Source organism: Shewanella waksmanii (assembly GCF_043643685.1).
GTDB classification, from domain to species: Bacteria; Pseudomonadota; Gammaproteobacteria; order Enterobacterales; family Shewanellaceae; genus Shewanella; species Shewanella waksmanii_A.
The window spans coordinates 123,071-144,706 of the sequence record NZ_JBHZSN010000008.1 but is presented as its reverse complement, the minus strand read 5'-3'; the positions used below and the strand labels follow the sequence as shown (position 1 = coordinate 144,706).

Below are 21,636 nucleotides of genomic sequence, written 5' to 3'. Positions count from 1 at the left end.
AGGTAAGGGGGTGTTGAGTTGCACGCGACTAATCAGATTGCTTTCAGATGCATGCTTTTTTATGGTGACAGCGAATGCGTGAGTGTCAAAATAGACGGTTTCAATTTTGTCCGCCTATTGACCATAAAAGCGTTTATCAAATAGTAGCTCGATATTTAAACCTTGATTTGCTACTGCCATAAACAGCGACAGAATACTCTTAGTGGTGGTATGCAACATAAGGTCACCGAATTTCAATATTGCGTGATTGGTGAAGCGCGGTGAAATGAGTTTGATCTCGGTATCGATTTCTAGCGGTTGCAGCCTCGTTGAGCTTAATTTACTTGAATAGACTTTGGCAAAACTCACCAACATTTCAGCGGGGGTTTTAGCCTGTACACCTAAAATTTTGGCCATGCTGCCTGTAACCAATAATAGCAATATCATCAAAACTAATTTGGATTACCGCTTTACAAATTTCATCCCTATCTCTTCTTAGTAAGTGAACAACTCAAGTCACTATGCAACTTGAGGTTAGTCGGAGCAAGCTATTAATCTAGCCTCACTATTCCCTGATAATAGCCTCAACATTTGAACACAGACATTCATTACTAGAGGATACAATCATGAGTAAGATTAATACATTTAGCACAATTGCCATTGCTATCGGACTTGGGCTAAGCGCAACTGCTGTAGCGCAAACCATTGATGGCCCTCACCAGTCACCAGTGCCTATGTTAGGTGACAACATTCCAACGGTTAGCTCTGAAGGTTGGGCTGTAGATACTCAAGCAAAGTGGGGCGTTAGCCCAATTGAATACATCCACATGGAGCACCAATTTTTTGCTAACTTGTTCCAACAACACGTTGGTGTGAATGAGTTTTTTCACTTTAAAGAGCTATCAACGAAAGACATGGTTTGGGTTGTATCACCAAACCAAGACACGATTTACTCTGTAGCGGTTGTTGATGCGCGTCATGATTTCTCAGTAACTGTGCCAGATACTGGTGATCGCTTCATCTCTATTCAAGTTCAAGACTTTAACCACACGTACGTAGACTACCAAGTAGGCGGTGGCGAATATGAGTTTAAAGCTGAAGACATTAACACCGATTACGTTATCGTAGGTATCCGTATTGGTACCACAGCAACACCAGAAGATGCGAACCACATTGTGGAAGAGTACCAACCACAGCTAGCAATTAACACTGAAGGTGAAGGCGAAGTTAACATCGTTGAGTTTGACTCTGCACTCATGCTAGAGATGCGTGGAGAGCTAGTTGAAGCATTCCAAGATGTTGACACTCCGTTTGGTTGGGTAGGTTACTCGCTAGATGACATCAAAAACTGGGAAGCAACAACCTATGTTATTGCTAATTCATTTGGTCTTTCTCATCACTCTACAGCGATGTACACCAATGGTTTCCCTGAAGCGAAAGGTGGTGACTGTTACTACGGTAAGTTCGAGGCAATTCCACATGGCGCATTTGGCTCTGTAACGGTTTACGGCCACGATCGTTACCTAATGACAAACTATGTTGATGCTGCAACGTCTGTCGGTACCTATCACCATAACTGGCTTGAGAACAAAGACGGTACATTCGAAATCATGTTTGGTGCACCTGAGTGTGCGGTTGAAGGAATGAACTTCCTGGCAACGCCAGATGATAACTGGCACTTCATGGTTCGTGCATACCAGCCTGATGTTGAAGCTATGTATCAGTACCAAGTCCCAGTACTACAGCGCGTAGAGAAGTAATCTCGTCGCGATAGTTACTAAAAAGCGAGCAATTAAATGCTCGCTTTTTTGTTTATTGGTAACAAAGGGGCTATGTCTGGCGAATTTCCGTAAAAAATAAATAGAAATATAGAGATAGATAAAAGTATCAGGAACACCCTTCACAACCCGGTAATAGCGTACAACCTGTTATCTGTTTACTCAGCTGAGTTAGATAAAGGAAATTTTTTGGCTATGGTTGGGTTGTTGCTGGCAGTAATGAGCCTATTTATCCTGACGATGTAGGAAGCATTTTAGAACAGCATGATTTACTCGGTGTGACACTAGCTTTGGGTAAACATTAGCGGCCAAGTTGGGGGGGTATGGGGGCTAACCCACATGTAGCTAATCATCTTGACTATGTTACTTACGTCAATAATGAAAAAACGAAATATCATTACCACCAACCGTGCTACACCTTACATGATTTCGATAGTCCATCTGACCAATTATTAGCGGTATCTAGCAGTAACATTAAGTCGAATAATGGGTTGGGATGAGTTGTTAATTGCTATTAATGCTTTCAAAGAAATAGTCAATAATCTCTCTTGTTAGCAATTCATTCATCTCTATTTATTTAAGGTACTTTTTATGAAAAAAACACTACTGGCATCTTTGATCACTGTTACCTCTGTGGCTGCACTTGCAGCAGAGCCAGTAATCGTGACCGATGAGAATTACTCTCTCGCAATGCATGACATGGCAATGGGTGTGGAAGCATCTAACGGTGCAGTACAAAACTGGAACCACCACCGCAGTCCTATCGCACTTGATGCTCAGCCAGCACCAATGATGAACCGTGATACGCTTTACTCTTTTGTAATGGCAGACACACGTTCTGACCTTAAAGTGACGGTTCCCGAGCTAAATGGTCGTTACCTATCTGTTCACGTCATTAACCAAATTCACGACACGGCGCATGTATTTTACGGCGCAGGCGAGCACATCATCAAAGCAGATAGCACGTCAGATTACGTGAACGCTTTCGCTCGCATTCAAGTTGATGCATCTAATCCAGAAGACGTTGCAGCAGCGAATGCAATTCAAGATCAACTAAAGTTTGAATACGTTGACGCAAGCTACCAGCCAATCCCATTTGAAGTGTCTAACTGGGATATGGACACATTCATGCCAATCCACCAGAAGTGGATAGCAATCGCTCAAAGTGAAGGGATTGCAAACGCAATGTCTGATCTACAAGCTGGCATAGTGGTAGACCAAGACGCACGTAACCGTGGCGTGGCTATCTCTACAGGTCTTCTACCAGATGCACACGCAAGCTACAAAGTGGCAGAGTACAACATCGATAAGAACAAGTGTTACGCAGCGACGTACGAAACCCCGTCAATCACAGACACTGAGTTAGGCTTCTTCTCTATCACTATGTACGACGAAAACCAGTACCTAGCAACAGACGAGTACTCGACAACGTCTAACCGAGATATTAAGTTCAACGAAGATGGAACCTTCACTATCTATTACGGTAATGCTGAAACAAGTTCTTGTGGTGAAGTAGACAATCTATTACACGTTCCTACGGACAATATTTCAATTAATATGCGCATATACCTACCAGATATGGATAAAGTTGACGCTTACACGTTGCCAGAATTAAAGTTAATCCAATAGCTATTTAACTAACCTGAACTCAGGATAAAAAAGATGGGTTCTAAAAGCGCGTTCGGTGATCATACCTTTCGGTTAAGAAAGGTTGGTCACCATACGCTAACCGTATTCAAACGGTTAAGGGGGAAGACTTTCTCACTTAACTGCCGCAGTAAAGTGGCGTATAGACAGACATTGTCAATGGCGGATTAATAATGGCTGGCCAATGTTTTTCCCTACAATGCAACTTTAACAAATTTAAGGGTCATACGATCAGATTCACCGATTTTGGTGTAAACCTCTTTATCCTTTTCTTTCAGCGCTAGGCTTGGCGGTAATGTCCAAACGCCTTTCTCATAGTTTTTTGTGTCTTTAAGATTGGCGTTTATTTCTGAGCTAGCGACTAATTTAAACCCAAATGATTCAATCACACTGATAAGATCAGATTGTTTCCAGCGCCCACGTTTAGCAGCAGCTTCACGATCGCTTTTAGCGCTTTCATCTTCTCTGTGCTGCACGATGGCCAAAACACCATTGTTTTTTAATATTTGCCAAGATTGCTTAAGCCCATTTTCCAGCCTTCCTTGATTTTGCCAGTTATGCATTGTACGCACGATAAACACAACATCTAATGACGCCGCTTCTACAGGTAAGCCTTCAACCGCTGGTAACCAAGTGCCAATCGCGTTATTGCCATATAAGCTTTGTTCATTTTTAATTGTCTCTGGATAGGCAGCAAGCGTTTTTGCCCAGTCAGGCCACTTTCCATAGTAAGCAGGATTGTGTTGTAACCCCACATAGGTGCCTTTGTCTTTTAATAAAGGTGCAAGTATATGGGTATACCAACCACGCCCAGGCGCGACTTCACCTACAGAAGATGTTTCATCAATTTCAAAAAAACGTAATACCTGTTCTGGGTTACGGAATTCATCTCGTTTAATTTCTTCCGCTGTACGATAAGAATTATTGTGAACAGCATGCCAAATGGCATCTTTATCATTTGCGCCACCAACGGCATCATTTACACATAATAGAAGTGCAATACCTACAATAAGATTATATTTACCCATTTTCTATTTCCCTATATTTACGCCCGAAATGTCGGATAAGCTTACCTGTGCATATAACAGTGTATTACCGCCAATTCCCTGTCACATCTAAACCGCAAGTCCGCAGTCACCGCCGTTCGCGCTCGGTTTAATTTAATAATGATTAGCAACCTAGCAGAGGCTGTCAGCCGCTACAATCATCCTTTTGTTTGGTTAAAAACGAGATTTTGCTTACTTTCGTACAGCAGGCGATGAATAATTTGCTAATGCCGAGATGGGACGGGTTTGCCTCCAGCGGGTTGAAGTTATCAATGCCTGATTGATGTAGCAGGATTTCGCTTCCAGCGGGGGGATGTTATCAATGCTTGATTGACGTAGCAGGTTTTCGCCTCCAGCGGGGTGATGTGCGAACTCACTTATGACACGCCGTGAATACATCCATGTAGGCTTCGCGGTGACGTCTGATGTGAAGGGATTTACAAATGCCGTGGTGGCAGGGATGCCAAGGAGCGGCCTGTCACCGAGAGTCAACGCGCGTCCAGACCGGATTAATTGTCTCTTCGATTTAACTTTTGTCGGTAGTAATGCGCAAGTTGAAAGCGAGAGAAGTGGGTTTTGAAATCGGGAGTGGGTTTCCAATGAATTAAGTTGACTATGGTCCAACTTATTTCCGGCAAACTTGGGAAATACAGAGCTATCCATTTGGCTTAATGGTTCCCCACGTAATGACGTTGCAGGCAAAGATGGGTATATCCCCCCCTGTTTATTACTAGCCCACACGCTTTAAATGAGACTTTTGATGCATGGGGTTTGATAGTGGTAATTGTTAATATTTGTGCCACACAAGGGCGAATCTACAACAAATTTGAACTCATTTAGATCTGTTTTCTTGTTGTTAGTTAATTGTGGTGAGTCATCGAAAAAAAGTTTGTGTAGAAAATTTAAAATGGAATTTTAAGGGCTAAGTCATGGATGCACTACCGTATGAGAGAAACAAGGCGATACATATAGTTGAAAAACAGATGCCTGTAGATCAACTTATCATGATTATGTACAACTTTCCTTCCGACAATACCTATAAGCACTTTAAAATGGTTAATTCTCATATTAAGGATGGCATAGTACAAGTGGGACAAGTTGTATTGCTGTCCCCTGAAGGTGCCAATGAATGCACTGTTGAGGAGGCTGAGTTCTTAGCAATTGCGGAAGCAGTAGATTTAACTCTATTAAAACTGAGTAACTCAGAAAAGCAGTTATTAGTGAAACGGTACGAGTTTCTATCCAATGTTGCTAGTTACAATGGTTTATTGTTAGGGGTTAGTAATACGGCATGGAATGCGCACACTAGCCAAGTTAAGTCGATACTTAAAGACATAGAGCGTACCTACGTCAAAAGTTACAAATCGAATGGGAACCTGAATAACAGAGGCTTCCTTACTCAACGTAAAATTCAATTTGCAAGGTTGGATGCGGCCCTAAGTCGTCTTGCACAGCCTAAGTTAGGTGGAAATCTTATTGCTGGCGATATTCGTAGAAATTTAGGGTTAAGCAGTAAAAGTATCATTCATCAGTGGAACAAAGCGCCAAGTAACGCAACCAGTATACCCAATTTTCATAAAAATTATGCTGCAGTCGCAGATATGTCACGTAATTTAAAGCGTGTTGGCTACCTCGGTATTGCATTAACAGGTGTTGATGCTGTTGCCAATATCAAAAAAGCTTGCTCTGTTGGTAATGAAGCTCAGTGTAGTAAGTCAAGGTACACTCAAACAGGGAAGGCCACTGGTAGCATTGTTGGTGGATTTCTCACTGGGGGCGCAGCGAGTTGGGCTACATGCACATTAGTGTTTGGTTTACCATCTGGTGGAACTAGTGCTTTTTGGTGTGCTGTTGTTGCGGGAGCCGGGGGAGGCTATTTGGGCGGAAAATATGGTGGAAAAATTGGCGAATCTAAAGGGGAAGTTTTGTATGAAGCTCATGGAATCAAGTAATGTCACTGACTGAACCGTCGTTTATATCACTGGTTTCTGCATACCTGTTTTTTGGTGGCTGCTTACTCGGGTTTATTTGGATTATAGGTTTATTTTATTTTCAGTATAGATTGTTGCCTTTAGTAGAGGATGTGCTTGATGACGGAGTTCGTTTTTATACGCTGAATATATTTTTCTCATGTTTGGGCGTGTTGCAATACGCAACTATTTTTTTGTCTTCATTTCATGCTAAACGCTATGGAATGTTAGAAAAAAGGAAGAATATATCTAACCGTATACAGAAACTGTTTATCTTTTACTTTCTGTGTTTCGTGTTTATTTTAGCTGCACTGGCTACAAGTATTGTTATTCATGGGTGATTAATAATGGCTAGCTAATGACTATGATAAAAAACCACCCGAAGGTGGCTTTAACTCAATACTATGGATATGTGGGGTCTGGATATGTGGGGTCAGAGCAAACTAAATTTATGCCTTGCACCGTTCCAATCATAAGGCCTACTTCGAAGAGATAATTAACCCAGTGCAGATGCGGTCGAGGCCTTTGACAGCATGGATGCTGTCGCAGAGCGCCCATGGATGGGTTTACAGCGTGCCGAGCAAGTATCTGCACAAACCCCGCGGGAGGCGAAACTCTGCAACCATCCATCAGGCCATGGATAGTCCCACCCCCCCCGCGGGAGGCGAAAACCTGCAACCATCCATCAGGCCATGGATAATCACACCCCGCTGGAGGCGAAACCCTGCAACCATCCATCAGGCTATGGTTAATCCCCATCGTTGGGCAGGCGAAAACCTGCAACCACCCATCAGGCTATGGAAAATTTACTTTGCTCTTAATAACCCCAAAGTGAAAAATACAGCTCAATCGAAGAGACAAATAATCCAGTGTAGATGCGGCTGAGGGTATCGAAAACATGGATGTTTTCGTTAAGCGGCTATGGATGGCGCATAGCGTCCCGAAATAGCATCTGCACATACCCCGCCGGCAGGCGAAAACCTGCAACCATCCATCGCGCAGATGACTACCAAACCGCTCAGCAGGCGAAAACCTGCAACCATCCATAAGGCTATGGATAACCCACTTTGCTCTAAGTAACTCAAAAGTGAAAAATACAGCTCAATCGAAGAGACAAATAACCCAGTGTAGATGCGGCTGAGGGTATCGAAAACATGGCCGCTCTTTGACATCCATGTCACCGCGGCATTTGTGAATCCCTTCACATCAGATGTTTTCGTTAAGCGGCCATGGATGGCGCACAGCGTCCCGAAATAGCATCTGCACAACCCCCGCTGGAGGCGAAAGCCTAACTCCAGCTCATCGGGTAGATGGCAACCAAATCCGTTAAGCAAAGAAAACATGCTCTGAATAAGCCATCATTAACTAACGCGGCATATTCGAAGAGATAATAAACCCAGTGCAGATGCGGCTGTGACCTTCCGTGACATGGATGTCACGGTAGAGCCTCCATGGATGGATTCATAGCGAGTCACAGTAGTATCTGCACATCCCTCGCCGGGCAGGCGAAAACCTGCCACCATCCATCAGGCCATGGATAACCAATCCCTGCCACCATCCATCAGCCTATGGATAACCTAACTCTCTATCATCTCAACCACCGCTCCTGTTATACTGCCCGCTGAATTTTTTGGAGGCAGGAATGGACGTATCTTCTTTACTCGACGGCTTAAACGATAAACAGCGCGAAGCCGTTGGCGCACCACAATCTAGCATGCTGGTATTGGCCGGTGCAGGTAGTGGTAAAACCCGCGTGTTAACCCACCGTATTGCGTGGTTGATGCAGGTTGAGCAACAAAGTCCATATTCTATTTTAGCGGTGACCTTTACCAACAAAGCGGCGGCAGAAATGCGTGAGCGGGTAGAGAAGGTTAGCGGCAGCAATATGGGACGCATGTGGATAGGCACGTTCCACGGTTTAGCCCATCGTTTATTGCGCACCCATTATCAAGATGCCAACCTGCCACAGAGCTTCCAAATTCTAGATTCAGACGATCAATTACGTCTGATCAAGCGCATTCTAAAAAGCCTTAACCTTGATGAAAAACAGTATCCTCCGCGTCAGGCGCAAGGCTATATCAATGGCAAGAAAGACCAAGGTTTACGTCCAAAGCATATCGATGCGGGCGGCTTTCCCATTGAGCAAAACCTATTGCAAATTTATACGGTTTATCAAGAGTCGTGCGATCGGGCCGGTCTTGTCGATTTTGCCGAAATCTTGCTGCGCGCCCACGAGTTGTGGCTTAACAAACCCCATGTATTGCAGCACTACCAAGACCGATTTAAGAATATCTTGGTGGACGAGTTTCAAGACACCAATGCGATTCAATATGCTTGGATTCGGGTGCTAGCGGGCAATAGTGCCAACGTGATGATTGTCGGTGATGACGATCAGTCCATTTATGGTTGGCGTGGCGCGCAGGTCGAGAACCTGCATAAGTTTTTAGAAGACTTCCCCCACGCTGAAACCATCCGTTTGGAGCAAAATTATCGCTCAAGTGGCAACATCCTTAATGCGTCCAATGAATTAATTGCCAACAACCCAGATCGTATGGGTAAGAAGTTATGGACCGAAGATAAAGACGGTGAACAGATTGGCCTGTATTGCGCTTTCAATGAGATGGATGAAGCGCGCTTTATTGTTGGTCGTATTACCGACTGGCAAGATATGGGCGGTGATTTAAGTGATTGCGCCATCTTGTACCGCTCAAACGCCCAGTCCCGTGTGTTGGAAGAAGCCTTGCTGCATAAGGGCTTAGCGTATCGTATCTATGGTGGCTTGCGCTTCTTCGAGCGCCAAGAGATTAAAGATGCCATGGGCTACATGCGGCTTATTAGTAATAAAAATGACGATGCCGCTTTTGAGCGGGTGGTCAACACGCCTGCCCGTGGTATTGGTGGTCGCACTTTAGATATATTGCGCTCTACCGCGCGTCAGCAAGAGCTGACATTGTGGCAAACCTGTCTGCGTGCCCTGGATGAAAAACTGCTTAGTGGCCGTGCGGCTAATGCCATCCGCGGCTTTATGGATTTGATTGTGACCCTGCAGCAAGAAACTGAAGATCAGTCGCTGCATCGCATGACAGATCATGTGATTCAAACCTCTGGCTTAAAGGCGATGTACGAAGCAGAAAAAGGCGAGAAAGCCCGCGCCCGAGTGGAAAACTTGGACGAGCTGGTAACCGCTGCGCGTACCTTCGTGATGCCAGAAGATTTAGAAGATATGGGCGAGCTTAATGCGTTTTTGTCCCACGCGGCATTGGAAGCGGGCGAAGGCCAAGCGGATGCCTTTACCGACGCGGTGCAACTGATGACGCTGCATTCAGCTAAGGGACTAGAGTTCCCAATGGTGTTTATGGCGGGCGTTGAAGAGGGCATTTTCCCAAGCCAAATGGCCATGGATGAAGGTGATAGGCTCGATGAAGAAAGACGCCTTTGTTATGTAGGCATGACCCGGGCGATGAAGCAGCTTTATATCACTTACGCTGAATCACGCCGTATTTATGGCCGTGAGAACTTTGCAAGGCCATCACGTTTTATCAATGAGATCCCTAGCGACTACGTGCAAGAAATTCGCATGAAAGCCAGTGTGTCAGCGCCATCGCAGTCGCAGCGCTTTGGTCAAAGCCAAGGGCCTGCCAATGACACAGGCTTTAGTTTGGGCCAGCGGGTAATGCATCCGAAATTTGGTGAAGGTAAGGTCACTAATTTTGAGGGCAGTGGTGCCCAAGCGCGGGTGCAAGTGGACTTTTTAGATGTTGGCAGTAAGTGGCTGGTGGTGGCATATGCTCGCCTAGAGAACTGTTAACTGACAAATCGTTGTGTAGTCCTATGAAAGCAGTTGAATGTCCGCCAAGGTCAGTCATAATGCCTGCTAATAACAATGATAATAAAGGCTGCGGTATTAGGAGAGCCTATAGTGAACCTCAAATCAAAGTTTGATATTTACCTGCGTTTAGCGCGTATGGATCGGCCAATTGGCACCTTGTTGTTGATGTGGCCCTGTTTAATGGCCTTGGTATTGGCAGCTGGTGGTATGCCTGATATCAAGGTGTTAGTTATTTTTGTTATCGGTGTGGTGGTGATGCGTGCCTGTGGCTGCATTATTAATGATTATGCCGATAGAAATCTTGATGCCCACGTCGAGCGTACCAAATCGCGGCCATTAGCCAGTGGTGAAGTGTCGGTTAAAGAGGCGTTAACCCTGTTTGTTGTGCTGGCTTTATTTGCCTTTGGTTTAGTGCTGATGCTTAACCCACTGGTGGTTAAGCTGTCGGTAGTGGGGATCATCCTTACGATTATTTATCCGTTTACCAAACGCTTTACCAACATGCCGCAGATGTTCTTAGGCATTGTTTGGAGCTGGTCTATACCGATGGCCTATGCTGCGCAAACCGGTGAAGTGCCGGCTGAAGCTTGGTGGTTATTTATGGCCAACTGGTGCTGGACTGTAGCGTACGACACCATGTATGCCATGGTGGATAGGGATGATGATCTAAAGGTTGGCATAAAATCGACTGCGATTTTGTTTGGCGAGTATGATCGCCATATCATTGGCCTATTTCAGTTGGCGGCACTTGGGTGCTTTATCACCGCAGGTTGGGCGGCTGATCGCGGCTTAGTCTATGGCTTAGGGATAATCACCTTTGTTGGCTTTAGTGTTTACCAGCAGCGATTGATCCATGGGCGCGAACGTGCCCCATGTTTTAAGGCATTTTTAAACAACAATTGGGCAGGTTTGGCGCTATTTATCGCCTTAGGTGCCGACTACCTAGTGTAATCGACAGCATCCAACAGAAAACGCCTCATTGTGAGGCGTTTTTCATTGCAGCGATTTAATACGAATAGTACGATTACTGCTTATGCACCCACTTAAGCGCTTCACGTACACCCGCATACAAGCGTTTGAGCATCTTATTAAAAATAGCTCGAATGGTGTGGTAGGTCAGATCGGCGACCACAGTAACGGCAGAGCCTGCAAACGCTAACATGTGCCCCAGCAAACCTTTGACTTGATTGGCGGCTTTTGTGGCAGTTTTGGCGATGGTCTCTAATGTACGCGCGACGAGATCGTAAAATGTTGCACCAGCACTAATAGTGGCTTGAGCTGCTACCGCGGCATAGTAGCCAGTTTCACGTAGTAAAGTGATTAACGCAGCGCTTAATCGTTCACTCCAGTAGTCACTAAAACTCGCTTGATTGCGGTCTTCATATTTTAAGCGTACCGGCTGTAAGTACTCACTCGATTTGCGGTGTAAGCTAGACCAGTCTTCACTGTTTGCGCTTACAAGGTAACCAGGGTTACCGCCTTCTTCAGGGCTCATACCATGTGCGGCTCGACTGAAACCCTGTGAGCGATCGAGCCTATATTCAAAGCCTTTGTAGGGCGAGTGGAAAAACGGCCACAGTGGCACTTTAGGGATGAAATCTGCGCCATGGGTACAGCGGTAGATGTTCGGTACTTTAGTGGTATTTTTTAGCGCGAAACCGAGCTGACCAACCCGTGGGGCACCGAAAGTATATAGGTTAACATTTTTAGTGTACCGACTAGATACCCAGTCTGCAGTGAGGGTTGCCAAAGCACCGCCTAAGCTATGACCTACGCAGTGGACCGTGCCATTTGGGCTAGTGGACTGCCAGTGGTTTAAGAATTGCTGGAACTGTGGTTTAAGTGATGAAAAAGCTCGTTGAAATCCTCCATGTACCGGCTGGTTATTATCGGCAGTGTGCAAAGCAAGTTGTAAGTTGGTGCCCCAATCTGCAAGTGAAGGTAGATGAGTGCCACGAATGGTAATTATTGCGTCCCCCTCGTGCTTCCCTTTACCTACTCCCATTGCGGAAAATCCAGTTTCTTTATTTATAAAATAACCACCTGTTTTTCCAACTACCTTATTTTCGAAAGAAAAAAATTGTTGTATATAACGAGTTCCAAACCCTTTAGTATTTAAAAGGCCTGTAGAGGGTTTGACAAAAACATACGCACTTTGTGCTAGCTCTGAAGCTAATCTTGGTGAAAGGGTTGACATAGAACATTCCTTGTTATTAAGCAATAGTGGTTATAATTCACCATATTTTTCACGTTTTTTGATTTCTAGAGCTTCGAGGCTTGGCCATCGACAGATGCTGTCAATTTCAAACCTGATAGCACCTTTATACTGTTCGTCAATTATTTGGTGGTAAATGACCTCATCAGATAAATCGCAATTTAATTGTGACAGTCTCTGAATAAAAAATTTGTTATGTTTGATTCCTGTTGAGTTAGTGGACCAGAGGTATATTTCATTATATTCAGGGTACTTATCATCATGAACTTGAATTACTTGTTGAATAATATTGGTGCTGAAAGCATGAGTCGGGTGCTTAGATTGAATTTTGATTTCTGGAAAGCTAAATTGGCCCGATTCATCTGTTACCGTTTTATCCCACACCCCCTCTTCTGTAACACTGACGTAAAGGTAGCCACGACGTAGCTTGAGTCCTGCCAAAGGTTTACCGTGCAGCGTGACTCTGCCTGATACCGCAGGAAACACCTCGACATCAACAGCTTTTTCAAATAAGCCAAACATGGCACTCTCCGTGTATTTTGTGATGAGTAATAAACACAGGGCCAATATCAGCCCAATCATTAAGTTAACTTTCGTCATTTTTCTCACGTTTTTTCTTCAGCCTTTTTGAGCTTGGCCTGTGGCAGCTGCCGAATACTCATCTACCATTCACCATATAAAGCACGCTTCTTTATCTCATTAGCCTCAAGAGCAGGCCAGCGGCAAATGCTGTGAACTTCATGCCTAATGGCACCTTCATATTTCTCATCAATCATTTGATGTGAGACTTCATTACTATTTAAATCACAGTTGAGTGTGGCGAGCCGCTCAGCTAGTAACGGGATGTGATTGATCCCCGGCGATGTTGTTCGCCACAGGTAAACATCTTTATATTCTGGGTATCGAGGATCTTGAATATCAATAAGTTGGGCAAACCTATTGGTGCTGTAGGGCATGTTGGGATTTTTAGACTGAATAATAATTTCTGCAAAGTTGAAGTGGCCTTGAGCATCGGTATGGGTTTCATCCCAGACAGGTTCTTCATTATTCGAACCGATATAGATGTAGCCTCGACGTAGCTTGAAATTGCTAATGGGCTCACCATTATGTAGGACTTGACCTGATACCGCAGGAAATGCCTCGACGTTGACTGCAGGTTTTAGCTTCAGCAAGGCCGCTGCAACCCGTATTATTGAGAGCACCGTTTTTTCCTCCGTGAATGCTTGCCCGACCATGATGGCTAGCGAGGCAAGCAGTATTAGTCCTATATATCTCATTGTTTCAAAAGTTCAACACTGCAACAGTTCAACAATAAAATGAGTCATTATTGCTATAAATGGTGGATTAATTATTTATATTGAGCGATTTAATAATTAAAATTTAACCTCTGTTGAATGTTGCTATATTCTGCTGATGACCAATGTAATAGTAAATAATTCTTTGGTATAAAATTAATTTATTTAATTGTGATGTACTTTTAAATAACGTTGGATAAATCTTGCTGCTGTTTTATCGCCAGCATAGGCCAATCACAAAGGCTTTCAATTTGCAGTATTTGTCCATTGTCGTCGTGGATATTGTGTCGTTGTTGTTGCTGATTTAAGTCACCATCTAACATACCTAATCGTTGTATGAAGCTCGACTGATGGAAGCGTCCTGTCGACTTGGCTGACCAAAGGTATTTACTTTGATATTCGATGAAACGACTGTCGGCCACTTCAATAATTTGATGGGTAGATTCTAGGTCGAGTTGAGCCGAGGGTATGACCGAGTGAATGTGGCGTGCTTGAAAATAAAAGCGTCCATTAATATCTGTGGTGGTTTCATCCCAGACCCCTTCTTTGGGGGCGCTAATATGATAAAACCCACGGCGTAAACGTAGGCCTTTTAGCGGCTGGTTATGCAGGCTGATGCGTCCTGCGGTGGCGGGAAAAACTTCGACCTTGGTACGTTTGCTAAATAAACTCAGTAACTTTCTCATAAGTTCTTTTTCAGTAATTTATAGATAAAGCAATATAGATTTGGTCAGGATCATATATTGGCAGCTATTTATCGCAGTCTATAAATAAAAAGTAAATGAGGATTAAGTCTATTTAAGCTCATCGTTTTGGTTGATGTATATTGGGGTGTTTTATGACTTTTATTAGTTATTTAGTAGGTAGTTAAGGTCTTTGATATTAGCATTAGTGAAATGCTTGTAGATGTAATGAGCGTAGATGAATTGATTGACGTCGAAGTCAACTAATGCCCAGCGACAAACTCCCCGCGACAAACTCGATAATCGCGGGGGAGGCTTAGGTGTTTAAATGCAGTGGGGAATAAGTGCTCTTACGCTGTGGGCTGATGCCACAACGAGTTCGGTTTGTTGAGCAAGTATCTTAAGCAATTGCCGGTCAAACTCTCTGGCCTTTTGTGCGGTGATTGGCGCAGTTTTACATTGGGCGATGACTTTAAGGCCAATATTGGTGACTTGTTCCACTTGGGCAGCAAACGGCGCAAGTTCTTTGAGCTGAGGGTTGCCATCAATTAACCCATTTATGACTGATTGATGGGTTTTCCAGTGCTGCAGTAAACCCGATAGTGTGGTTAAGTTGTCACTGAGCGAATACTGATCGCTTTGCAGCTGTTGCGCAAATAAGGCTAATGGCAAACTCTCTACTGCTAAGTAGTCAACAAAAGCGTTTAACGGGGCTTGCTGATGATAAAGCTGCTGCTGATACTTGATATGATGACGGGTATAGTAGTGCGCCGGCTCAAGTGCTTGAGCGAGTATGGTTAACGGCTGTACGTTGGCATTGTTGGTTGTCAGTAGTTGCTGCCAACCTTTGAGCTGTTGTGATTGATGTTGCAGTTTGACTACCTCTTCGGCGTAGTGCTGGATATGATTCAGGCGCTGGTACATATCAGCGGTATCCGTTGCAGACTTTGCTGACCAAAAGCGCTCAGCAATCACATATAAACGCGGCCAGATCCGAGTGTCGATATTGTCCGCAGTGACTAACTCTGCCCAAATGGTGGCCTCACCCCCTAAGATATTGTTAAGACTGTTAGGGTCGGTAAGTGGGGCAAGCTGCAGTGTTTGCTCGACAAGTTGATTGGCGTTGCCAGTGATTACATTAACTATCGACATTGGATAATAACTGTTGCCGATAAATGCTGACGGCTGACTCGCTTGGCTTGCTTGGTTTGGTTGACGCGTATCCAGCTCAACGCGAAGTGGTCCCATCCAGGTATCGAGCGAGAAGCTAACTATATTGCCTTGAACCGTCGGCGAGATTTGGCGACTAAATTTATCATTGAGGCGAACATAGCCATGGTTTAAGTCGTCTGTCAGTAGTAGTTCAACCGCAACGGCACTGCCTTTCAATCGAGGTATTTGCAGCTGCCAAAGCTGGGCTTGGGCGTCCGCTGAAAACGGCGGGCTAGTGAAACTCTTACGTGGCGTAAGTTCATTGCGATAATGGTACTCAGCGTATTGAGGTTGGTCGATATAAAACCCGGTTGACAGTAGTCCAGGGTGACCTGCGGCGGTGATTTGGGCTAAAGAGTCTAAACCGCGCCATGATTGGACTAAGGTTTGTTTTGGCAGCTGAGGGTGGAACACTTCATCCCACCCCATCATGATGCGTTGGTGCTTTTGCAATATGTCACTAACACGTTGATTGAAATAGGCGTGTAAGTCTTCACCATCTTTAAATTGATTCTGCTGCATAAACGCCACAATGTCTGCGTTGTTCAACCATTGTGTTGGTGGCACTTCATCGCCGCCAATGTGCAGATAGGGATCTGGGAATATCGCCGCTAGCTCACCGACGAGTTTATCGACAAATTGATAGACTTCGGGGTTGGTTGGGTCAAGGATGGGGTCGAATACGCCCCAGTGACGCTCCATTTCATAGGGGCCGGGTTGGCTCATCAATTCAGGGTAGGCCACCGCAATCGCCGAGGCATGGCCTGGTACATCCATTTCAGGCACCACCCTAATACCACGCTTAGCAGCATAGCTGACAATATCTCGTAGTTGTTGTTGAGTATAAAACTCACCGTCCGAGGCTAGTTGAGTCAGCTTGGGGTAGTGGCTTGATTGAAAACGCCAACCTTGGTCATCGGTTAAATGCCAATGCAACACGTTGAGTTTGGCTGAAGCCATGCCGTCAATTTGGCGTTTAATTGTGTCGATAGGCATAAAGTGGCGTGAGCTGTCGATGAGTAAGCCACGCCAGGGATAGCGGGGTTGGTCGTTAATGATGACCCCTTGAATTGCAGCTTGGTGTTTTTGTCCATAGAGCCATTGGCTCAATGTGGTAACACCATGGTTTATGCCTAATTCATTGGCGGCGTGCAGCCGGATAGCTTGCTTATCTATATTAAGTTGATAGCTCTCATCATCACCTAATAAAATCGGTCGATGAGCAAGACTGTTGTCAATGGTGATAACAATTTGGGCTTGCTCTAGACTCGTATGGGTTAACTGAATAGGACGTTGTAGTGCGCTAGAGAGTGTTTGGGCTAATGTCGTGGTCAGCTGCTCGCGGGCATCGACCGTATAGCCTCTAATGGCCACTGTCATGTTATCGCTAACAACAAACTTGGTGTGGTTTAGCTGCAGTGATTGCGGCTTCGGCATCAGGCTGTGAACGGCCGTAGTCTGTTTGGTCGAGTTAGCCTCTACGGCCTGTAGTGGCCCGCTGAAAAGTATAATCAATAAAGTAAGGTGAGTGATTAATCTGTTCATCTACTGCTCTCTTTGATCAATGTGACAGTGCTTATTGGACGATGGATAAAATAGGGTTAAAGGGCAAATAGTTATTGCCGCCTTGTCATTAAATGAGTCATGGCGGCTTTGGGGATAATTGCGCCTGGATATTGAATCACCTGCGCGGCCAGCTTGTGACCGAACTTGGCGGCTTCCACTACGTCTTGACCAGTTAAACGGCGGCTTAAATAGCCTGCGGCGAATGCATCACCAGCGGCGCAGGTGTCGACCACATCGGCCATGTTTTCGGTAGCGATACTGTAGCGCTGGCTATTAGTAATGACAATACACGGCTCTTTGCCTTGCTTAATCACTACTTCTGGGATCTGCAATTGTTGGGTGCGCTCGATGATCTGCTCAACGGCGTGCTCATCATACAGCAGGTACTCATCTTCATCGGTTAACAGCGCAATGTCGGTCAGTGCCATGATCTGTTGGTAGTAGTGCAGCACATGACTGGTTTGCCAAAGTATTGGGCGGTAATTGTTGTCAAAAATGACTTTGCCACCTTGGTGCTTAAATTGGCGAACACAGTCAAGTAGGCGGTTTTTGGCCAAATCATCCAAGATAGCTAGGCTAATACCACTTAAATACAGATAGTCGATTTCGCCTTGCAATAACCTGCTTTCAAGGGGAGTTTTCTCCTTCGCGAAGTAAGCGGTTGCGGCGCTGTTTTCTCTTTGGTAGCTGAAGCGGCGTTCACCAAGGGTATCGACGATGATGTGGTAACGCCCAGGTAATTTGTCACTGATTCGAGTCACCAGTTGCGTGTCGAGCTGCTCTTGGCGCCAAGCGTTAATGAGCCGCTGACTGTCGTCATCGGTACCTAAAGCGGTGGCATAGGAAACATGGACAGTATTGTCAGTGGTGCGCCGTAAATAGATTGCGGTATTAAGGGTATCACCACCAAAGGACAATCCCGAGGTTTGCTCGCCTTCTAACATGCATTCGCCAAACAAAACTATCTGCGTCATCAGCTGGGCTCCTGTTCCATCTGATCACGCTGCTGACTGAGTATCTCCAGTGCTTGTTGCTTTGTGATGTTGCAAGCTGGTGTGGCTAAACTGACGATGATCCCCGCCAGACTAGCTGACAACAAAGAGGGCAGAATGGGGTTGCCCCAGTAACTGAGCCATTGTGGTATCTGGGTGATAATAATCGCGCAGGCACTGCCGCAGATAAGACTGGCCATGGCGCCTTGCCAATTAAATCGAGGCCAAAAACGCCCGAGAATAGAGCAGCTACAAAGCCCTGACATCAACACGGCAATCATGGTGGTGATATAGCTAATGATGTTGTCGGAACTCAGCGCCAAAATCAGTGCAAGACTGATGGTCATAGCAAGGGCGAGGCGAGATAACAGTACCACCTGTGTGGCACAGGGCATCTTGCCTTTGACGAGGAAATAAAGATCCCTAAGTACCACACTCACTGCAGCAATCGCATCGGAACTGGCACTTGACATAGTGGCTGAAATCCCGGCGATGACAATCAATGCGCCTAGCCATAGTGGCATGATATTAAGTGCAATATGGGGGAAAGCAAATGAGGCATTATTTAACTCTGGGCTGGTGGCAAATGCCGCCATACCAATAATGGCTGGAATAAAAGAGAAAAACAGATACAGGATACCTGAGTAGGTAAACGATTTACGGATAGAGCTGACATCACGGCCAGAATAGATTCGCTGGCGAAAAGATGGCGTTGCCAATACGCCTACCATCACTGCCGCCGCCAGTGACAATGCGGGTACGATACCAATTTTTTCGGTTGCAAAAACCGACAGGTTTTCAATGGGCTGTGCATCCAGCATCGGTTGCCAACCGCCAATGAAGTGCACCGAAAACAGCGCCATTAAAATGAATCCAGAAAATAAAATCAGTGCTTGAATCGCATCGGTCCACACCACCGCCGTGTAGCCGCCAATAATGACGTATAAGGTGAAGCTCACTGCCACGATCACTTTGGCCCACACGATATCAATGTCCATTAACCAAGCGAGGTACATGCCGCCACCAATAATATGTGCGCCTAACCAGCCTATACTGGCGATAAAGATAATCACCGCAATCAGGTTTTTAATCTGTACTTTTGCACCGACGTAATAAGCCAGCTCTTCGCTCATGGTCATGAATTTTAACTGTCTTACAGGAGCAAATAGCCAGGCAAGTAACAGGATCCCTACGGCGCCGCCCAAGCCGTAGAGAGTTCCTGCCCAGCCATTGTTGTAGGCAAAGCCTACAGCGCCCATTGATGAGCCTGTGCCCACCATAGTTGCGACTGTGGTGCCTAGGGTGAGTAGTAAAGGTAAGTTGCGTCCGCCCAACAGAAATTGTTCACCGCTTTTGTGTTTGCGCGTCACAAACCAACCGATGAAAATCATCAAGCCGATATAAGCGGTAAATGACCAGATAAACATTGCTTCCATACTGAATACCTATTTGTTTTTATTTTGTTTTGGTAAAACTATTGGTCAGACACAAACCTTGTTAGCTTTGTTTAAAGCAGCGCACATCAACCTCAACTTTACAGTCGACGACTAAGTCAGCCACCATGCAAATCCGCGCTGGTGGATTATCGCCAAAGAACTGTTTAAAGACTTTGTTGAACGATTGAAAGTAGCGTGCGTCGGTCAACACCACAGTGACATGCACTACATCTTCAGCGCTATATCCTGCTTCTTTCATGATCTCGAAACAGTTTTCTATGGCGATGGTCGATTGCTCAATAATGCCACCTTCCACGACTTCACCATCGCGCATTGGGGTTTGGCCGGAAACCATTAACCAGCCGCCAGCTTCTACCGCTCGAGAAAAGGGCAGATGTTGTCCACCAGTGCCGACACCGCCCTCGGTGCCAAAACGTGTAATTGTCATTATTTACTCCTTGATATTGGGCTGCCTGTAAAAATGGCAGCGCTGTCATTTTTGTGCGTACATAAATGGTGATTTGCCAAGCTGTCGCGCTTGATGAGCTTGCCTGCGGCAACAGCAACGATTTGCTGACCTTGTTGGTAGCTTAGTTGACCATTAACCCATACTTTTTCTATGCCAGCAGCGAGTTGCTGTGGCTGCTCAAAGCTGGCGGTATCAGCGACGGTTTCTGGACTAAATAACACCAAATCTGCGTAATAACCGTTAGCAATTTTGCCACGCTGTTTGAGCTTAAATTGTGTGGCGGCCAAGCCTGTCATCTTGTGTATCGCATGGCTTAACCCCAGTAATTGTTGTTGTCTGACATAATGGCCTAAAACCCGGGGAAAGGTGCCCCATAATCTGGGGTGTGGATGAGGGTCACAGGGTAATCCGTCAGAGCCGATCATGGCGCTGGGGTGAGATAAAATATGCTCGACATCAGCATCATTCATACAATGATACACAGCGCCCGCAGGTTGTAGTTTCTGCGCGCTTTGCACTAAAGACAGCTGCCACAGTGCGGCTATTTCCGCTAAGGTTTTACCGGCCATTTCCGGATGCGGGGTTGACCACGTAATGAAAATATCAAAATCATCGGTGACTTGATTAAGATCTAAGGTGCTAGAGCTGGCGGTATAGGGGTAGCAGTCGCAACACACAGATTGATGCTGTTGTGCCTGTTCTAAATGGGCAATGATCTCCGGTGCTCGGCCCCAGTTTTCTACGCCAGCACATTTGAGGTGCGAAATAACCACGGGGAGTTGCGCCTTTTGGCCAAGCTTGAACGCTTCTGTCATGGCATCAAGAATGCCTGCAAACTCTGTACGTAAATGGGTGGTATAGATGGCGCCATATTGATGCAAATCTTGGCTGATGTATTCCACTTCAGCAGCGGTGGCGGCTTGGGCATTGTGATAAGCCAGTCCTGTGCTAAGCCCTAGTGCACCTTGTTCAACGGCGTGGTTTAACTGCTGGCGCATCTGTTGCATCTGTGTGGGGTTAGCAGCGGTTTGTAAATCTTCCATCGCTTGCCAGCGTAGGGTGGTGTGACCGATGAGCGCGCCAACATTGACTGCTGGTTTAGCCTGCTCTATGGCCAATGCATAATCGGCAAAACTGGGGTAAATAAAAGCATCACTGTCGCCGAGCAAATTCACCGGATCGGGGAGCTGAGATTGATTGGCCAATGCAGGACTTGCGCTAATACCGCAGTTACCGACGATAACGGTGGTGACACCTTGAGACAATTTGCTCAACATGGCTTGGTTATCCATAACCACCAAGTCATCGTGGGTATGCACATCAATGAACCCCGGTGCAAGCGCGAGGCCTGAGGCATCAATCATTTGGGTTGGGTTTAGGTGACTGCAATCCCCAACACAGATAATACGATCGCCCTCTATGGCGACGTCAGTTTGTTGTCCCACGCTGTTGTCACCATCGTAGACAGTGGCATGTTGGATCAGGGTGATTTCGGGGAGGATGGCGGCTTGGCTCACAG

The 21,636-nt window shown here is 45.6% G+C and carries 18 protein-coding genes; 6 read left to right on the top strand and 12 right to left on the bottom strand.

What is annotated here, in order from left to right; genetic code table 11:
• Positions 1 to 114: 114 nt before the first annotated feature.
• Complete coding sequence (locus ACHUFW_RS13845) at positions 115 to 396, bottom strand: hypothetical protein (RefSeq protein WP_394203932.1); 282 nt, start codon at positions 394 to 396, stop codon at positions 115 to 117.
• 209 nt (positions 397 to 605) lie between these two features.
• On the opposite strand from ACHUFW_RS13845, the gene ACHUFW_RS13840 reads away from it, so the two are divergent.
• A complete protein-coding gene (locus ACHUFW_RS13840) occupies positions 606 to 1,739 on the top strand; it encodes a DUF1254 domain-containing protein (protein WP_394203931.1) in 1,134 nt (377 codons plus the stop codon).
• Positions 1,740 to 2,348: 609 nt separating this feature from the next.
• Positions 2,349 to 3,386 (top strand): DUF1214 domain-containing protein, encoded by a 1,038-nt coding sequence (locus ACHUFW_RS13835; RefSeq protein ID WP_394203930.1) that lies wholly within the window; start codon positions 2,349 to 2,351, stop codon positions 3,384 to 3,386.
• A gap of 212 nt (positions 3,387 to 3,598) precedes the next feature.
• On the opposite strand, the gene ACHUFW_RS13830 is transcribed toward ACHUFW_RS13835, so the two are convergent.
• On the bottom strand, positions 3,599 to 4,432 hold the full coding sequence (locus tag ACHUFW_RS13830) for a class I SAM-dependent methyltransferase (protein WP_394203929.1): 834 nt from the start codon (positions 4,430 to 4,432) through the stop codon (positions 3,599 to 3,601).
• A gap of 947 nt (positions 4,433 to 5,379) precedes the next feature.
• On the opposite strand from ACHUFW_RS13830, the gene ACHUFW_RS13825 reads away from it, so the two are divergent.
• Together ACHUFW_RS13825 and ACHUFW_RS13820 are read left to right on the top strand one after the other, a co-directional pair.
• Positions 5,380 to 6,402 (top strand): hypothetical protein, encoded by a 1,023-nt coding sequence (locus ACHUFW_RS13825; protein WP_394203928.1) that lies wholly within the window; start codon positions 5,380 to 5,382, stop codon positions 6,400 to 6,402.
• Positions 6,402 to 6,761, top strand: coding sequence for a hypothetical protein (locus ACHUFW_RS13820; RefSeq protein ID WP_394203927.1), 360 nt, complete (start codon positions 6,402 to 6,404; stop codon positions 6,759 to 6,761). The genes ACHUFW_RS13825 and ACHUFW_RS13820 overlap by 1 nt, the downstream gene beginning before the upstream one ends.
• Positions 6,762 to 7,331: 570 nt before the next feature.
• Here ACHUFW_RS13820 and ACHUFW_RS13815 read toward each other — a convergent pair.
• Entirely contained in the window at positions 7,332 to 7,763 is a 432-nt protein-coding gene (locus ACHUFW_RS13815) for a hypothetical protein (RefSeq protein WP_394203926.1), read from the bottom strand.
• A 299-nt stretch (positions 7,764 to 8,062) separates the two neighbouring features.
• Here ACHUFW_RS13815 and uvrD point away from each other — a divergent pair, with 299 nt between their 5' ends.
• A complete protein-coding gene (gene uvrD, locus ACHUFW_RS13810; RefSeq protein WP_394203925.1) occupies positions 8,063 to 10,228 on the top strand; it encodes a DNA helicase II in 2,166 nt (721 codons plus the stop codon).
• A 111-nt stretch (positions 10,229 to 10,339) separates the two neighbouring features.
• On the top strand, positions 10,340 to 11,200 hold the full coding sequence (gene ubiA / locus ACHUFW_RS13805) for a 4-hydroxybenzoate octaprenyltransferase (RefSeq protein WP_394203924.1): 861 nt from the start codon (positions 10,340 to 10,342) through the stop codon (positions 11,198 to 11,200).
• Between the two features lie 73 nt (positions 11,201 to 11,273).
• Here the strand turns inward: ubiA and ACHUFW_RS13800 are convergent, their stop codons facing one another.
• The 9 genes from ACHUFW_RS13800 to ACHUFW_RS13760 form a co-directional block, all read right to left on the bottom strand.
• Positions 11,274 to 12,254, bottom strand: coding sequence for a lipase family protein (locus ACHUFW_RS13800; protein ID WP_394203923.1), 981 nt, complete (start codon positions 12,252 to 12,254; stop codon positions 11,274 to 11,276).
• A 222-nt stretch (positions 12,255 to 12,476) separates the two neighbouring features.
• Positions 12,477 to 13,064, bottom strand: a complete 588-nt coding sequence (locus ACHUFW_RS13795; protein WP_394203922.1) for a DUF6795 domain-containing protein — start codon at positions 13,062 to 13,064, stop codon at positions 12,477 to 12,479.
• Between the two features lie 62 nt (positions 13,065 to 13,126).
• Positions 13,127 to 13,666, bottom strand: coding sequence for a DUF6795 domain-containing protein (locus tag ACHUFW_RS13790; protein ID WP_394203921.1), 540 nt, complete (start codon positions 13,664 to 13,666; stop codon positions 13,127 to 13,129).
• Between the two features lie 275 nt (positions 13,667 to 13,941).
• Positions 13,942 to 14,445, bottom strand: a complete 504-nt coding sequence (locus ACHUFW_RS13785) for a DUF6795 domain-containing protein (RefSeq protein ID WP_394203920.1) — start codon at positions 14,443 to 14,445, stop codon at positions 13,942 to 13,944.
• 321 nt (positions 14,446 to 14,766) lie between these two features.
• Positions 14,767 to 17,199, bottom strand: coding sequence for a family 20 glycosylhydrolase (locus tag ACHUFW_RS13780; RefSeq protein WP_394203919.1), 2,433 nt, complete (start codon positions 17,197 to 17,199; stop codon positions 14,767 to 14,769).
• Positions 17,200 to 17,270: 71 nt separating this feature from the next.
• A complete protein-coding gene (locus ACHUFW_RS13775; RefSeq protein WP_394203918.1) occupies positions 17,271 to 18,194 on the bottom strand; it encodes a sugar kinase in 924 nt (307 codons plus the stop codon).
• On the bottom strand, positions 18,194 to 19,648 hold the full coding sequence (locus ACHUFW_RS13770; RefSeq protein WP_394203917.1) for a sodium:solute symporter family protein: 1,455 nt from the start codon (positions 19,646 to 19,648) through the stop codon (positions 18,194 to 18,196). Before ACHUFW_RS13770 ends, ACHUFW_RS13775 begins: the two co-directional genes overlap by 1 nt.
• A 61-nt stretch (positions 19,649 to 19,709) precedes the next feature.
• On the bottom strand, positions 19,710 to 20,096 hold the full coding sequence (locus ACHUFW_RS13765) for a RidA family protein (protein WP_394203916.1): 387 nt from the start codon (positions 20,094 to 20,096) through the stop codon (positions 19,710 to 19,712).
• Positions 20,096 to 21,634 (bottom strand): N-acyl-D-amino-acid deacylase family protein, encoded by a 1,539-nt coding sequence (locus tag ACHUFW_RS13760; protein ID WP_394203915.1) that lies wholly within the window; start codon positions 21,632 to 21,634, stop codon positions 20,096 to 20,098. The genes ACHUFW_RS13765 and ACHUFW_RS13760 overlap by 1 nt, the downstream gene beginning before the upstream one ends.
• Positions 21,635 to 21,636 lie beyond the last annotated feature (2 nt).

Bases quoted from the DNA above. Each gene is read 5' to 3' on its own strand.
- ACHUFW_RS13825 (WP_394203928.1), top strand. From the start codon at position 5,380: ATGGATGCACTACCGTATGAGAGAAACAAGGCGATACATATAGTTGAA.
- ACHUFW_RS13775 (WP_394203918.1), bottom strand. From the start codon at position 18,194: ATGACGCAGATAGTTTTGTTTGGCGAATGCATGTTAGAAGGCGAGCAA.
- ACHUFW_RS13785 (WP_394203920.1), bottom strand. From the start codon at position 14,445: ATGAGAAAGTTACTGAGTTTATTTAGCAAACGTACCAAGGTCGAAGTT.
- ACHUFW_RS13770 (WP_394203917.1), bottom strand. From the start codon at position 19,648: ATGGAAGCAATGTTTATCTGGTCATTTACCGCTTATATCGGCTTGATG.
- ACHUFW_RS13820 (WP_394203927.1), top strand. From the start codon at position 6,402: ATGTCACTGACTGAACCGTCGTTTATATCACTGGTTTCTGCATACCTG.
- ACHUFW_RS13840 (WP_394203931.1), top strand. From the start codon at position 606: ATGAGTAAGATTAATACATTTAGCACAATTGCCATTGCTATCGGACTT.
- ACHUFW_RS13815 (WP_394203926.1), bottom strand. From the start codon at position 7,763: ATGTTTTCTTTGCTTAACGGATTTGGTTGCCATCTACCCGATGAGCTG.
- ACHUFW_RS13780 (WP_394203919.1), bottom strand. From the start codon at position 17,199: ATGAACAGATTAATCACTCACCTTACTTTATTGATTATACTTTTCAGC.
- ACHUFW_RS13835 (WP_394203930.1), top strand. From the start codon at position 2,349: ATGAAAAAAACACTACTGGCATCTTTGATCACTGTTACCTCTGTGGCT.
- uvrD (WP_394203925.1), top strand. From the start codon at position 8,063: ATGGACGTATCTTCTTTACTCGACGGCTTAAACGATAAACAGCGCGAA.
- ACHUFW_RS13795 (WP_394203922.1), bottom strand. From the start codon at position 13,064: ATGACGAAAGTTAACTTAATGATTGGGCTGATATTGGCCCTGTGTTTA.
- ACHUFW_RS13845 (WP_394203932.1), bottom strand. From the start codon at position 396: ATGGCCAAAATTTTAGGTGTACAGGCTAAAACCCCCGCTGAAATGTTG.
- ACHUFW_RS13765 (WP_394203916.1), bottom strand. From the start codon at position 20,096: ATGACAATTACACGTTTTGGCACCGAGGGCGGTGTCGGCACTGGTGGA.
- ACHUFW_RS13830 (WP_394203929.1), bottom strand. From the start codon at position 4,432: ATGGGTAAATATAATCTTATTGTAGGTATTGCACTTCTATTATGTGTA.
- ACHUFW_RS13800 (WP_394203923.1), bottom strand. From the start codon at position 12,254: ATGGGAGTAGGTAAAGGGAAGCACGAGGGGGACGCAATAATTACCATT.